Annotated in this window: 12 protein-coding genes and 1 tRNA gene; 5 read left to right on the top strand and 8 right to left on the bottom strand. The window is 43.9% G+C overall.

Annotation, left to right across the window (positions count from 1 at the left end; translation table 11 throughout):
• Positions 1 to 130: 130 nt before the first annotated feature.
• The 4 genes from T426_RS0101255 to T426_RS0101240 form a co-directional block, all read right to left on the bottom strand.
• Positions 131 to 205: transfer RNA gene (locus T426_RS0101255), tRNA-Val, on the bottom strand.
• 104 nt (positions 206 to 309) lie between these two features.
• Positions 310 to 1,602 carry an NCS2 family permease gene (locus T426_RS0101250; RefSeq protein WP_025862717.1) on the bottom strand — a complete coding sequence of 431 codons (1,293 nt, stop codon included), beginning with the start codon at positions 1,600 to 1,602 and terminating at the stop codon, positions 310 to 312.
• A 26-nt stretch (positions 1,603 to 1,628) separates the two neighbouring features.
• Positions 1,629 to 2,309, bottom strand: coding sequence for a DUF5020 family protein (locus tag T426_RS0101245; protein WP_025862716.1), 681 nt, complete (start codon positions 2,307 to 2,309; stop codon positions 1,629 to 1,631).
• A gap of 295 nt (positions 2,310 to 2,604) precedes the next feature.
• Positions 2,605 to 3,270, bottom strand: coding sequence for a DUF2461 domain-containing protein (locus tag T426_RS0101240; protein WP_025862715.1), 666 nt, complete (start codon positions 3,268 to 3,270; stop codon positions 2,605 to 2,607).
• Between the two features lie 106 nt (positions 3,271 to 3,376).
• Between T426_RS0101240 and T426_RS0101235 the strand changes: the two genes are divergently transcribed.
• On the top strand, positions 3,377 to 4,078 hold the full coding sequence (locus T426_RS0101235; RefSeq protein WP_025862714.1) for a 2-C-methyl-D-erythritol 4-phosphate cytidylyltransferase: 702 nt from the start codon (positions 3,377 to 3,379) through the stop codon (positions 4,076 to 4,078).
• Here T426_RS0101235 and T426_RS24825 read toward each other — a convergent pair whose 3' ends face one another.
• From T426_RS24825 to T426_RS0101215, 4 genes are all read right to left on the bottom strand, one after another.
• On the bottom strand, positions 4,079 to 5,404 hold the full coding sequence (locus tag T426_RS24825; RefSeq protein WP_159103275.1) for a peptidylprolyl isomerase: 1,326 nt from the start codon (positions 5,402 to 5,404) through the stop codon (positions 4,079 to 4,081).
• Positions 5,405 to 5,413: 9 nt separating this feature from the next.
• Entirely contained in the window at positions 5,414 to 6,229 is an 816-nt protein-coding gene (locus tag T426_RS0101225; protein WP_025862712.1) for a peptidylprolyl isomerase, read from the bottom strand.
• Between the two features lie 120 nt (positions 6,230 to 6,349).
• Positions 6,350 to 7,177, bottom strand: a complete 828-nt coding sequence (locus tag T426_RS0101220) for a peptidylprolyl isomerase (RefSeq protein WP_025862711.1) — start codon at positions 7,175 to 7,177, stop codon at positions 6,350 to 6,352.
• Between the two features lie 112 nt (positions 7,178 to 7,289).
• Positions 7,290 to 8,378, bottom strand: coding sequence for a mannose-1-phosphate guanylyltransferase (locus T426_RS0101215; RefSeq protein ID WP_025862710.1), 1,089 nt, complete (start codon positions 8,376 to 8,378; stop codon positions 7,290 to 7,292).
• A gap of 344 nt (positions 8,379 to 8,722) precedes the next feature.
• On the opposite strand from T426_RS0101215, the gene T426_RS0101210 reads away from it, so the two are divergent.
• From T426_RS0101210 to T426_RS0101195, 4 genes are all read left to right on the top strand, one after another.
• Positions 8,723 to 9,463 (top strand): MlaE family ABC transporter permease, encoded by a 741-nt coding sequence (locus tag T426_RS0101210; protein WP_025862709.1) that lies wholly within the window; start codon positions 8,723 to 8,725, stop codon positions 9,461 to 9,463.
• On the top strand, positions 9,460 to 10,239 hold the full coding sequence (locus T426_RS0101205; protein ID WP_027585168.1) for an ABC transporter ATP-binding protein: 780 nt from the start codon (positions 9,460 to 9,462) through the stop codon (positions 10,237 to 10,239). The genes T426_RS0101210 and T426_RS0101205 overlap by 4 nt, the downstream gene beginning before the upstream one ends.
• A gap of 419 nt (positions 10,240 to 10,658) precedes the next feature.
• Positions 10,659 to 11,039 carry a DUF4296 domain-containing protein gene (locus tag T426_RS0101200; protein WP_025862708.1) on the top strand — a complete coding sequence of 127 codons (381 nt, stop codon included), beginning with the start codon at positions 10,659 to 10,661 and terminating at the stop codon, positions 11,037 to 11,039.
• Complete coding sequence (locus T426_RS0101195) at positions 11,026 to 12,225, top strand: amidohydrolase family protein (protein WP_025862707.1); 1,200 nt, start codon at positions 11,026 to 11,028, stop codon at positions 12,223 to 12,225. Before T426_RS0101200 ends, T426_RS0101195 begins: the two co-directional genes overlap by 14 nt.
• Positions 12,226 to 12,230: the final 5 nt, after the last annotated feature.

The following is a 12,230-nucleotide window of genomic DNA, read 5'->3' as shown; positions in this document are numbered from 1 at the left end:
AAATCAATGAGGTTTAATCGTTGTCAGTTCAGACACAAAACTTATATACATTCCGATATTGAACAAATTCATTGTATGGTCAATTTTAGGATTCCGGCAGTTAACTTGTTGTGGTATTTCAGGAAAAGTGTGGGACGTACTGGATTCGAACCAGTGACTTCTACCCTGTCAAGGTAGCGCTCTAAACCAACTGAGCTAACGTCCCCTTTGTAGTGAAGCCAAAAATAGGATATTTGCCCGAATAAAAAAAGCCTTTCCAAAACTCGGAAAGGCCTTTTTCAATAGTATATATCTGGAATAAATTATAATCTATACCAAGAATTTCAAGACGAATAAAACCCCCAGCACATACATGATGACACTGACATCTTTAAATTTACCAGACAGAACCTTCAACAACACGTACGAAAGCATACCAAAAACAATACCTTCAGCAATGCTGTATGTCAACGGCATCATAATAATGGTCAGGAAAGCCGGAATTGATTCGGTATAATCGTCGAAATTAATTTTCAGAATCGGCGACATCATAAACGAACCAACCAGAATCAAAGCCGGAGCCGTTGCTGCACCCGGAACCATCAGGAAGAGCGGAGCCAGGAACAAAGCCAGGAAAAACATTCCGGCAACAGTCAGCGATGTCAATCCGGTCCTGCCACCTTCAGCAACACCCGAAGCACTTTCCACATAAGTGGTAACCGTTGAAGTTCCCAGCATTGCACCAAATGTTGTTCCAATAGCATCGGCAAACAGGGCCTGCTTCACTCTTGGTACACGACCTTCAGCATCCAGCATGTTCGCTTTTGATGACACGCCTACCAATGTTCCCACCGTATCGAACATATCGACAAACAGGAACGTGAACAGGATAATCACCATATTAAGTGAAAAGAGTTGTGAAAAGTCAAATTTAAAAGCGATAGGTGCTATCGACGGAGGCAAGCTTAGTATATGTCCTTCCGGAAGATGGGTCACGCCGAGCGGAATACCCAAAATGGTAGAGGCAAAGATACCAATCAGTAACGCGCCTTTTACCCGAAGAGCCAGCAATACGCCCGTAAGCAGCAATCCGAAAAGGGTAACCAATACGGTAGGAGAGCTCATGTCACCCAATCCAACCAGTGTGGCATCGTTATTCACAATCAAACCTGAGCCCTGCATTCCAATGAACGCGATAAACAAACCAATACCGGCAGAAACAGCGTGTTTCAGGTTAATCGGTATCGCATTCACAATCAGCTCACGGATATTAAATGCAGTCAGAACCAGGAATATAATTCCTTCGATGAAAACAGCCGTCAGGGCAAATTGCCAACTGAAGCCCATACCCAGACAAACGGTAAAGGCAAAAAAGGCATTCAAGCCCATTCCCGGAGCCAGGGCAAACGGAAGATTCGCATATAATGCCATTACCAGTGTAGCGATAATGGAAGCCACAGCTGTCGCCGTAAAAAGTGCATTTTTATCCATTCCGGTTTCCGAAAGAATCGTCGGGTTTACGGCAAGGATGTATGCCATTGTCATGAATGTGGTGATTCCGGCCACCACTTCGGATTTCACCGATGTTTTGTTCTGTGTAAGTTTAAATAGCTTTTCTAACATAACGGTTTATTTAGCAATGTCCGGTATCAAAATGTCCATTTACCTGCAATGGTCGGATTCACCATAAATCCTTCGTGTCCGCCAAAATTGGTACTCAATTCAATTTCGCTACCCACCGAGAAGTTTTTGGTGACATTGTACCAAAACTGTGGTTCACTCAGAAAAATAAACTTGGTATCCTTGTCTGCAAACGTATTGTCTTCGCGCCAGAAATCGGCGAATCCATCCAGTGTCACTTTGTTGTTGAAGAACTGCAAGGTCCATACACCGGTAACCTGGAAAGAGTTTTTGTTTTTTCCGCGGATGGTTTTGTACATCAGCTGTAAGGTGAAAATCTTGGAATAATCGGCCGTATTCCAGGTGTAGTTACCACCAAACAGCCAGGCATCGTTTATCTGGTAGGCACCACCGGGTGCATACTGTCCGAAACCGCCATTATATTCCACGTGAATTTCAAAAGGGTTATCCCAGAATTTGAGCCCGCGGGCGATTTCCCAGTAAGCCAGTGCAACCCCCTGCACATCATTGGCGCCGTAGTCCATATCAATAAAGAAGAAGGTACTACCGTACTGGTCTGGCTTAAACATCTCTACCGTTGAGGTCAGGTACTTTCGATCTTTGCCCATGTCATAATGCAGCTGAATGTCCTGGGCTTCGAGGGCCGAAAAGGCCATCAGAAAAGCAAGTGCAAAAAGGAGCTTTTTCATGTGATAGTAGTTTGTTTTTGTTGTCACATGTCACTTACCATCAATCTGAATCTGCTATACCATATTGATGATTTGCTTCATGAAATGAGAGTTTATTACGGAAATCGTTGCAAAACTAATGAAATATCCCTGCGACGATTTTAAAAAATATTAACAAATCCGTCACGAAATTAACAATATTTACAAATTGACTTACAGAATAGTAAATCAGAACGATAGTTTGTAATAAATCTACATTTCAGTACCTTTTTGCTTCTCCCGATTTTACTGATGGAGCGAAAAAATAGAGCGGAATTCAGGATTTCAGATGATCGTCGATGGCCTGGTTCAAAAAATGATTCATTCGCAAAAGCACCTTAAAGGTTTCCAGGATATTTTCCATGAAGGAAGGAGAAAGAATTTCCTCTTCGGTCAGATTCCGGCCATAGGCATACGATTTATTCCGCAACAGGTGGATGTATTCCCAATCCTTCGGAAAATCGCGGGGAGCGGTTTTCAACTTGTCATCATATTCGTCGGGCAGATGTTTCTGAAATTCCGGATCGTCTTTTATGGCCATAAATCCCTCCGGATCGAGGTAGATTTCCTGCCGGATGGCTTTCAGCCGGTCGGACGGTGGCATATAAACACCCCCGCCGAGGAATGAACTTCCGGGCTGCAGGTGCAGGTAATATCCGGCATATCCCGATTTTCGGCCACCACGAGAGATGAAACTTCCGTAATTTGTTTTGTAAGGGCGCTTGTCATTTGAAAAACGGACATCCCGAAAAATCCGGAACATGCAATCTTTTGGAGCGAGCATCGGAACTTCCGGATCAAACGTCCTGATTTCGTTATTCAAAAGCTCTGTAAACACTAAAAATTTTTTCCGTGTTTCTTCATAACGGTTCCGGTTTTGCACAAACCATTCGCGGTTATTGTTCTTTTCCAAATCGGCCAGAAAATCAAGAATATCTTTCATGGTAAAATCACTTAAGCTGTTTCATCAAATTTATTCGAAATCACCGTAAGGTTTGTAAAGGGAAGACTAAATTTGTATGCAAAACCGAAATCAGACCTGAATCGTCATGAATAAAACCGACTTTCATTCCACTCAACGCTCCGTTATTATTGTTGCCGGAGGCAGCGGCTCACGGATGAAAAGTGACCGACCGAAGCAGTTCCTGGAATTATTGGGAAAGCCGGTCCTGATGTACACGTTGGAAGCCTTCAACCGGTTTGATTCCACCATAGATTTGATTGTTGTGTTACCTGCTGACCAGATTCCCTTCTGGGAACAATTATGCCTGAATCATGATTTCGTCATTCGTCATCAAGTAGTAGCTGGCGGAGACACCCGGTTTCATTCGGTAAAAAATGGTTTGTCTGCCTTGAGTGTCTGCGATTTGGTTGCCATTCACGACGGTGTCCGACCATTGGTGAGCCAAACAACCATCGAGAATTGTTTCTCGATTGCACAAAAACAAGGTGCTGCCATTCCCGTGCTGCCGGTCATCGAATCGTTGCGCGAAGGAAACATGGAGGAATCTGCCCCGGTGGACCGTAGTCGTTACTATTCAGTGCAAACGCCGCAAATTTTCCGCACCTCAACTTTGTTGAAAGCCTACGAACAGGATTTCAATGCCTTATTTACGGATGATGCATCGGTTGTTGAAAGTGCCGGTTTTCGGGTTAAACTTGTGGAAGGAAACCGCGAAAACATCAAAATCACCCATCCCGTAGACTTGAGGATTGCCGAGTTTTTTCTTTCCCGACCGGGAAGAAAATAATTACTTCAGAATACGGATGCGCTTCACACGGATGTCACGCAAGGGCCGGTAATATTTGTTCACGCTCACGGTATCAATTTTGTCTGCCACATTCATTCCCGAAGTCACTTCACCGAAGATGGTATATTCGCCATCAAGTGTCGGTGCACCACCGATCGTTTTATACACATGGCGCTGTTCGGGTGAAAATTTGATGTGATTTTCCTTTTCGATATCGTCCAGCTCCTTATCGGAATAAGTTCGTCCCACTACAATATAAAACTGGCTTCCGTCCGAACGTTTGAATCGGTTTTGCCTGTCGGGAAGACGGGGAACTCCGACCATTCCACGGCGGTGAAAATACTTCGGATTGATATTAGCCGGAAGCGTGTAACCAGGCCCTTTCCAGCCCACCATATCATCAGGCTCGGCATGCCGTGTATCAGCCGCACCGGTCTGAATGACAAATTTGGCAATAACCCGATGCCACAGCAACGAGTCGTAATAGTGTTCGCGAACCAGTTTCAGGAAATTGTCGCGGTAAAGCGGCATATTATTAAAGAGCCTGATGGTGATATTTCCGTAATCAGTTTCCACCAGCACGCCTTTAATTTTAGCATTGGCGGCACTCACTTCCGGAGGTACTTTTCCACCAAGTCGTGAAAGCGGTTTCAGTGGCTCATTTTGCTTTTCCAGTAATTTGGCAACAACCTCTGCCGGGACAGCCACGTAATCCTGATCGATACCCGCTGAATACATTTTTCCAACTCCCAGGACTTTCCTGTTATTCAAAAAGACCGGTCGCCCATTGGTTGAGCTGTAAATAATGTTAGAAATCCGAAAAACATTGTTCCCCTGAATCGTTGATTTCTCGAGCATTTTCCCTTTACCAATCGGAACCGTTTTTCCCCGTATGGGGCTAACAACATAGGTCAGCGCTCCCCGGGGAACGTGACCGGTATATAATTTCAGGCCGGGCCGATGCAGATTCTTTATTTTCAACAGAACCAAATCGTTGATCCGGTCAACCGCCAGAAATCCGGCAACCTCGTAAGTTGCATTTCCATCCAAGGGTTGTACTTCTGCACGATTCGAATTTCCGAAAAGAGAATATGGACTTACGGCAACGCTATCGTTTAGAAAGAATCCCATACCCTGTTCCAGTCGACGCTTTCCGTCGTACGTAGTCACTGAAAAAATGGATGGCAACAAACTTCCGAACGAGACTTTCTCCGGTGCTTTCTTCTCCGTCGTATTCTTATTTTTTCCCGAAGTATTTCCCTGTTTCCCGGAACCTCCGCAGGAAGCCAATACCAAGGCTAACGTAAGAATCAGAAATTGTCTCATCCGTACCATTTACCTGATCACTTTAATGTTTAATATTTTCACATCCTTCAGGGGCCGATCATTTTTATCGGTCTTTAGTGATGCAATCTTGTCAATCACATTAAAACCGTCAATCACTTCGCCAAAAACCGTGTACTTACCATCCAGCTCCGGATAACCTCCAACCGTTGTGTAGGCTTTTCGTTGCGCTTTCGAAAACTTCAAAACGTGAGGATTCAAAGCGTATTCCGTTTCGATTTGTTGCTTTAACGGATTAGCAAGTGCCCTAAATTCCGTCACCTTTTTCTCTTTCTTCAGCTTTGCCAGCTTAGCTTTAACTTCAGGAGTCAAAATCTGGCTAATGATCTGTTTCTTAATCGGGACATTGTTCGCCAACTCCATTGTATCCAGCTCCCCGGGGCGATAAACACGTCCTTCCACAATGTAAAACTGCGAGATATCGGATTGTTTGAACGGATTCACATCATCAGGTTGGCGGGGAGCACACAAAGCTCCTTTTTTATGAAAATGGTTCGGACGGATTTCATCATCAACCGTGAAAGCCGGATTGCCATAACCAATACGTTTTCCCGGAGGAGCATTTCGGGAATCGGCAGCTCCACCCTGAATCAGGAAATTGCGGATGACCCGATAAAATAAAGTTCCGTTGTAGTATCCCTTTTTTACTTCTTGTAGAAATTTATCGCGGTGTTTGGGCGTATCATTGTACAACTTACACTTCATATCGCCGAGATTAGTCGAGATAACGACAATATGTTCCAGCTTCTGAGCTCTAGCCCCTACTACTGCAAAAAGTAAAACCAATAAGAAAACGATCTTCTTCACAATCCGGTCTGTTTTTGAATGTTTTCCATGAATAAAATGAAAATTGAATAAACAGGCAAATGGCATTTCATTGAGAATGGATTATCCCGTCGCCGCTTATGTAACCGCACAGAACGATTTCTAATCCTTCAATATCTTCATACTCATCTTCACGTCCTGCAATGGCCTGTCGTGATCATCCGTCTTTACATGAGCGATGGAATCAATGACATTCAATCCTTCAATTACCTCGCCAAACACCGTGTAATTGCCATCGAGGTGAGGAACTCCGCCAATAGTTGTATAGGTTTCCCGTTGCTGTTTAGTAAAATGAAAAGGATGCAAAGCAGCACTGTCCTGAGCCTGTTTTTCCAACCGATCGAGCATATCGGCGTACTCAATTTGCTTTCCCTGCTCCTGTAATATTCTCACCGAATCGGCCTTTTTCATAAACATCTGATGATAAATATCCTGCGCTTCCCGTTGAGTTCGCATTGTTTCGAGCGAATCGAGTGCCTGGGGAGTAAAAACTTTCCCTTCGACAATATAAAACTGCGAACCGGACGAGCGTTTCTCCGGATTGGCCTGATCGCCTAATCGCGCGGCTGCCAATGCTCCTCTCTTATGAATCAAATCGGGTCTGAATTCGGCAGGAAGCGTATAACCCGGACCTCCATTTCCCAACATCTGTCCTGGTTCTGCATCGCGCGACTGCGGATCGCCGCCCTGAATCATAAACTCAGGTATGACACGATGAAAAAGCAATCCGTTATAGAATCCCTGCTTCACCAGTTTCAGGAAATTATCGCGGTGTTGCGGCGTTTCGTTGTACAACAGCACTTTCATATCGCCGTATTCCGTTTTGACAAGCACAACCGGTCCTTTTTGTTTTTCCGTTTTTCCGGAATGAGAACAGGACGTTAGAAACAATATGGTCAAAGCCAGGAAGAAATGGATTTTTCGTTGCATAATTTTCGAATTTGTTGCCTAAGGTATAAAAGATCAGTTATATCAGGTGACAGACAAAACAACAAAGGCCTCCGTTTTTGGAAGCCTGTGCTTATGTCGTTTTTCCTACGTGTTATTTTTTCTCTTCTGCCAGATTCACATCTGCAACAAACTGACGGATTTGCTGCTCGTCATCTTTTTTGCAAATCAACAGGGTATTATCTGTTTCCACCACAATATATCCATCAAGTCCTTGTACCACCGCTGTTTTTCCTTCTTGCATGTTGATGATGCTGTTTCTGGTTTCATACAGAAGAACCTTGTTTCCCCACACCGCATTCTGATTCTCATCAACGCGGTGATTTTCGTGAAGCGATCCCCAGGTTCCCAGGTCAGACCAACCAAAGTCGGAGCAAAGCACGTAAACATTATCAGCCTTTTCCATTATTCCGTAATCGATGGAAATATTAGGACACTCCGAATAGGCTTTGTTGATAAAGTGAATCTCGTCCTCCGTATGGTAGTATTTGTATCCCTTTTCAAAAATGGTATTGACATCAGGAAGATACTTCGCCAACGCTTCGTGAATAGCCTGAACCGACCAAATAAATATGCCGGAATTCCAGAAGAATTCACCTGTATCCATAAACAGCTGAGCCATTTTACGATCCGGCTTTTCAGTAAATGTTTTTACATGATACAGATTATCGTAATCATCCATTTCGCAATTATCAGCTACCTGGATATAACCATATCCCGTCTCCGGTCTGCTTGGTTTAATTCCGAGGGTAAGAAGAACCTTATTCTTCTCGGTAAACTCCATTCCTTTTCGAATTTCTTCCAGGAAAATATCCTCTTTCAGGATCAGGTGATCAGATGGAGCGACCACAATATTGGCATCTTTGCAGCGATTGATAATTTTATGCGTAGCGTAAGCCACACACGGTGCCGTATTTCTTCTCAGCGGTTCGCACAACACCTGGTCGGAAGTCAGTTGAGGTAACTGTTCCAATACCATTTCGCGATAGCGTTCGCTGGTTACCACCAATATATTTTCAGCCGGGAATATCTTGTTAAAGCGATCGAAGGTAAGCTGGAGCAACGATTTTCCCACTCCAAGAATGTCAATGAATTGTTTGGGTCTGTCCTGTGTACTAAGTGGCCAGAATCGGCTTCCGATACCGCCAGCCATAATAACACAGTAATTATTACAATTGTCCATGAGAACGGTTTTGTATCAAATTTATCCAAATTTTTGCAAAGGTAAGGTCAAAATCCTTCAGGATGATCAAATGGCTAAGAAAAGGCAGAAATAAGAGCATTCCTTAATAATTTTGTACTTTTAGATTCATAATCATACGGGTAATCTACTCTACCCGTACGCCCCGGATTAAATTCCGGTAAAGAAAATAGATGACCATGGAACTGATTTAAAAACGAGAACAAAGAAACGCGCATATTTGTGCAACATTACATCAAAGATTCGGTTTGAGCGTAAAATGTTTTTTGCATTCAAACCTGATTGGCAAAAGCGATGAAACATTAGAATTAGAAAAAACAAGATATATGAAATTCTTCTTCCACCTGGGCCAGTATATTTTGCTGATGAAGAGAGTATTCTGCAGGCCGGAACGCCATAAGATATACTGGCGTCAGTTATTGGTTGAGATCGAAAAACTAGGGATCGATTCCATTGGCATTGTGGTTATTATATCGGTTTTTATGGGAGGAATTATTACGCTCCAGTTAACTTATAATCTCTCCAATCCGTTTATGCCTTCTTATCTGATAGGTTTAGGAAACCGTGATACCTTGATTCTGGAATTTTCATCCACCATTCTAAGCCTGATGCTGGCAGGAAAAGTAGGTTCGAACATTGCCACTGAAATTGGCAGTATGCGCATCACGGAACAAATTGACTCGATGGAGATAATGGGAATCAACTCAGCTTCATTTCTGATACTTCCCAAAATTCTGGCTGTTGTAATTGTCAGCCCGATGCTGTTTGTTTTAAGTATTGCCACCGGATTGATTGGAGGATTAATCGCCGGACCGATGTCGGGCGCTGTTACCACAGCCGACTACCTGAACGGGGTCACTTACGCGTTTGTACCTTATTATGTTACTTTTTCGGGATTGAAAACACTGGCATTCGGATTTTTGATTGCCTCGGTACCGGCCTACCTGGGCTATTATGTCGACGGAGGTGCACTCGAAGTAGGTAAAGTAAGTACGCAATCAGTCGTAACGACCAGCATTCTGATTCTGTTTTTTGATTTAGTTCTCACGCAAATCTTCTTCAAATGATTGAAATAAAAGGCCTATGTAAATCCTTTGAAGGTCGTCCCATTCTGAAAGATATTTCCACCAAGTTCGAAAAAGGGAAAACTAACCTGATTATCGGACAGAGTGGATCTGGAAAGACTGTCTTACTAAAATCCATTGTTGGATTACTCGATATTGACGAGGGTGAAATTCTGTATAACGGCGAAGATGTTTCTCATTTGTCAGATAAAAAGAGAAAAAGCCTACGGCAGGATATCGGGATGGTTTTCCAGGGAGGTGCCTTGTTTGATTCACTTACAGTAGAAGAAAATGTGCGATTTCCACTGGACATGTTCACGAAAAAAACAGATAAGGAAAAAGTCGATCGGGTAAAATTTTGTCTCGATCGAGTCGATATCAAAGGTGCCAATGATTTGTATCCGGCTGAAATTTCAGGAGGGATGCGCAAGCGTGTAGCTATCGCCCGGGCCATTGTATTGAATCCGAAATACCTTTTCTGCGATGAACCCAACTCCGGACTGGATCCGATGACCTCCATTTTGATTGACAACCTGATTAATCAAATTACGCAGGACCTGGATATCACCACTATTATCAATACTCACGACATGAACTCGGTAATGGAAATTGGCGATAACATTCTGTTCATTTCTCATGGAGAAAAATGGTGGGAAGGCAACAAGAATGAAATTCTGTACACATCCAATGAAAAGCTGAATGACTTTGTGTTTGCGTCGCCGCTTTACCGCGAAATGCGAACATTGAAAAAGCAGGAGCTAAAAGACGAGCAATCATAAAAAAAACGGTAGCCGCCTGACTACCGTTTTCCAGCTATTCCACACGTATTTACAGACCTTCAACGGACAACCGGAAATCCAAACCATCCGATGTCGGTCGCTCACACTCTCTTTTTCCGCCGGCTGGCATTTCATCACCCCTAATCATTCCGGTACAATTCCAGCCAACTGCCACCCCAATATTTTAACTGATCGTATTCTAAACCAGTAGCAAAAATATATTTTTCGCCGATCGTAAAGACTGACGTTTGTTATCCTTTGGGGAAAATATGACATAAAACAGCAAATTCAGGGATAAAAAATGGCCTTTCACATCCCGAAATAGATCGTTTGCGAGTTGCATCCCCCAATTTTCAACAACTTTAACATTTGTCTTTCATGCAATGGGTAAGTATCTTTGGTCTCATTAAAACAGAATCATGCGGGTAAAAATATTCATATTCATATCGGCACTATGGCTACTGGCTTCGTGCTCCGACAGCAACAAGATTCCGGAAGGAATTCTTTCCCAAAAACAGATGGTGGATTTGCTGGTTGATATGCATCTTTCCGAGGCCATCAACGGTCAACGGTTTCGCCTCGACCAAACCACTAAGAATTTTTCCAACGACCTCTATTTTTCCATTTGCAAAAAACACGATGTCGACCCGGATGTGTTTGCCAAATCAGCTCTCTATTATGGCAAACATCCAAAACAATATGATGTCATCTACGACCAGGTGCTGAACAAGCTCAACGAGATGGAGGAACAAGTGAAGAAAGAGGCACCCAAACTCAAACCCGACGATGGGAAAAAATAAGTTCGCAGCACATTATATTTTCACCGGAAACGGAAAGTTTTACAAAAACGGGATTGTTGTCACCGACAACGATGGCACCATCAAAGAGATTATCGACACGGGTGGTCGCCCCCCCGAATCGGCGGGCGTAAAATTCTACAGTGGCGTGATTGTTCCGGGATTTATAAATGCCCACTGCCACCTTGAGTTATCGCACCTTCGCAATACATTCCCCGAGAAAACAGGAATGGCCGGATTCCTCTCCCGCATTGTTAAACAGCGCAAAATACAGGAAGATCTGATCAAAGAAGCGGCACGGATTGCCGATGCAGAAATGCAGAGAAACGGCATTGTGGCGGTTGGCGACATTGCCAACAATCCGCTGGCGTTCGATATCAAAAAGGAGTCTTCCATTCAATATCACACCTTCATCGAAGCATTGGGATTTTCGCCTCAAAGGGCCGATGCGGCGTTTGAATACACAAAAGTCTTGCTACAGAAAGCGGCCGACCATGGGCTAAACGCCTCCGTGGTTCCCCATGCTCCTTATTCTATTTCGGAGCAACTTTTCAGGAAAATAGGCAAACTGGCCCGGGAGCAAGATGCGATTCTCACCATGCATAACCAGGAGAGCAGCGAGGAAAACGAACTCTACCAAACGGGAAAAGGCAAGATTGCCAAACACATCCGAAAGAATCTCGGCATCGATCTGAAATCATTTCATCCTACCGGGAAAAATTCGCTGGAAAGTGTACTGCCTTTTTTGCCGGCATCGAGTCAGCTACTCCTGGTGCACAATACGTTTACCGGAAAAGAAGAACTCGTCTGGATACATGCTAACCGCGAAGAAGGTAAAACATCGCTGGTGTTATGCCCCAACTCCAATTTGTTTATCGAGGATCGACTTCCCGATGTAGAACTCCTTCGTTCCAACGGCCTGAACATTTGCCTGGGCACCGACAGTCTGTCGTCCAACCATTCGTTATCGGTGTTAGATGAAATGATCACCCTGCATCAACATTTCCCGGGTATACCTTTCGGAGAATTGGTGCAATGGGCTACCGGAAACGGTGCGAAAGCACTTCGGATGGAGGAACAACTCGGCACAATTGAACCGGGGAAAAAGCCCGGATTGAACCTCATCACCGGTATGGATTTGCAAAAAATGAAACTTCTTCCGGATTCGCGGGTAAAACGATTAATCTGATTGGA

The sequence above is a fragment of the Prolixibacter bellariivorans ATCC BAA-1284 genome, from assembly GCF_000621705.1.
In the GTDB taxonomy this organism is placed as follows: domain Bacteria; phylum Bacteroidota; class Bacteroidia; order Bacteroidales; family Prolixibacteraceae; genus Prolixibacter; species Prolixibacter bellariivorans.
Note: the sequence above shows the minus strand (reverse complement) of the source record. Positions and strands in the feature narration are given on the sequence as shown.

Bases quoted from the DNA above. Each gene is read 5' to 3' on its own strand.
- T426_RS0101250 (WP_025862717.1), bottom strand. From the start codon at position 1,602: ATGTTAGAAAAGCTATTTAAACTTACACAGAACAAAACATCGGTGAAA.
- T426_RS0101245 (WP_025862716.1), bottom strand. From the start codon at position 2,309: ATGAAAAAGCTCCTTTTTGCACTTGCTTTTCTGATGGCCTTTTCGGCC.
- T426_RS0101240 (WP_025862715.1), bottom strand. From the start codon at position 3,270: ATGAAAGATATTCTTGATTTTCTGGCCGATTTGGAAAAGAACAATAAC.
- T426_RS0101235 (WP_025862714.1), top strand. From the start codon at position 3,377: ATGAATAAAACCGACTTTCATTCCACTCAACGCTCCGTTATTATTGTT.
- T426_RS24825 (WP_159103275.1), bottom strand. From the start codon at position 5,404: ATGAGACAATTTCTGATTCTTACGTTAGCCTTGGTATTGGCTTCCTGC.
- T426_RS0101220 (WP_025862711.1), bottom strand. From the start codon at position 7,177: ATGCAACGAAAAATCCATTTCTTCCTGGCTTTGACCATATTGTTTCTA.
- T426_RS0101215 (WP_025862710.1), bottom strand. From the start codon at position 8,378: ATGGACAATTGTAATAATTACTGTGTTATTATGGCTGGCGGTATCGGA.
- T426_RS0101210 (WP_025862709.1), top strand. From the start codon at position 8,723: ATGAAATTCTTCTTCCACCTGGGCCAGTATATTTTGCTGATGAAGAGA.
- T426_RS0101205 (WP_027585168.1), top strand. From the start codon at position 9,460: ATGATTGAAATAAAAGGCCTATGTAAATCCTTTGAAGGTCGTCCCATT.
- T426_RS0101200 (WP_025862708.1), top strand. From the start codon at position 10,659: ATGCGGGTAAAAATATTCATATTCATATCGGCACTATGGCTACTGGCT.
- T426_RS0101195 (WP_025862707.1), top strand. From the start codon at position 11,026: ATGGGAAAAAATAAGTTCGCAGCACATTATATTTTCACCGGAAACGGA.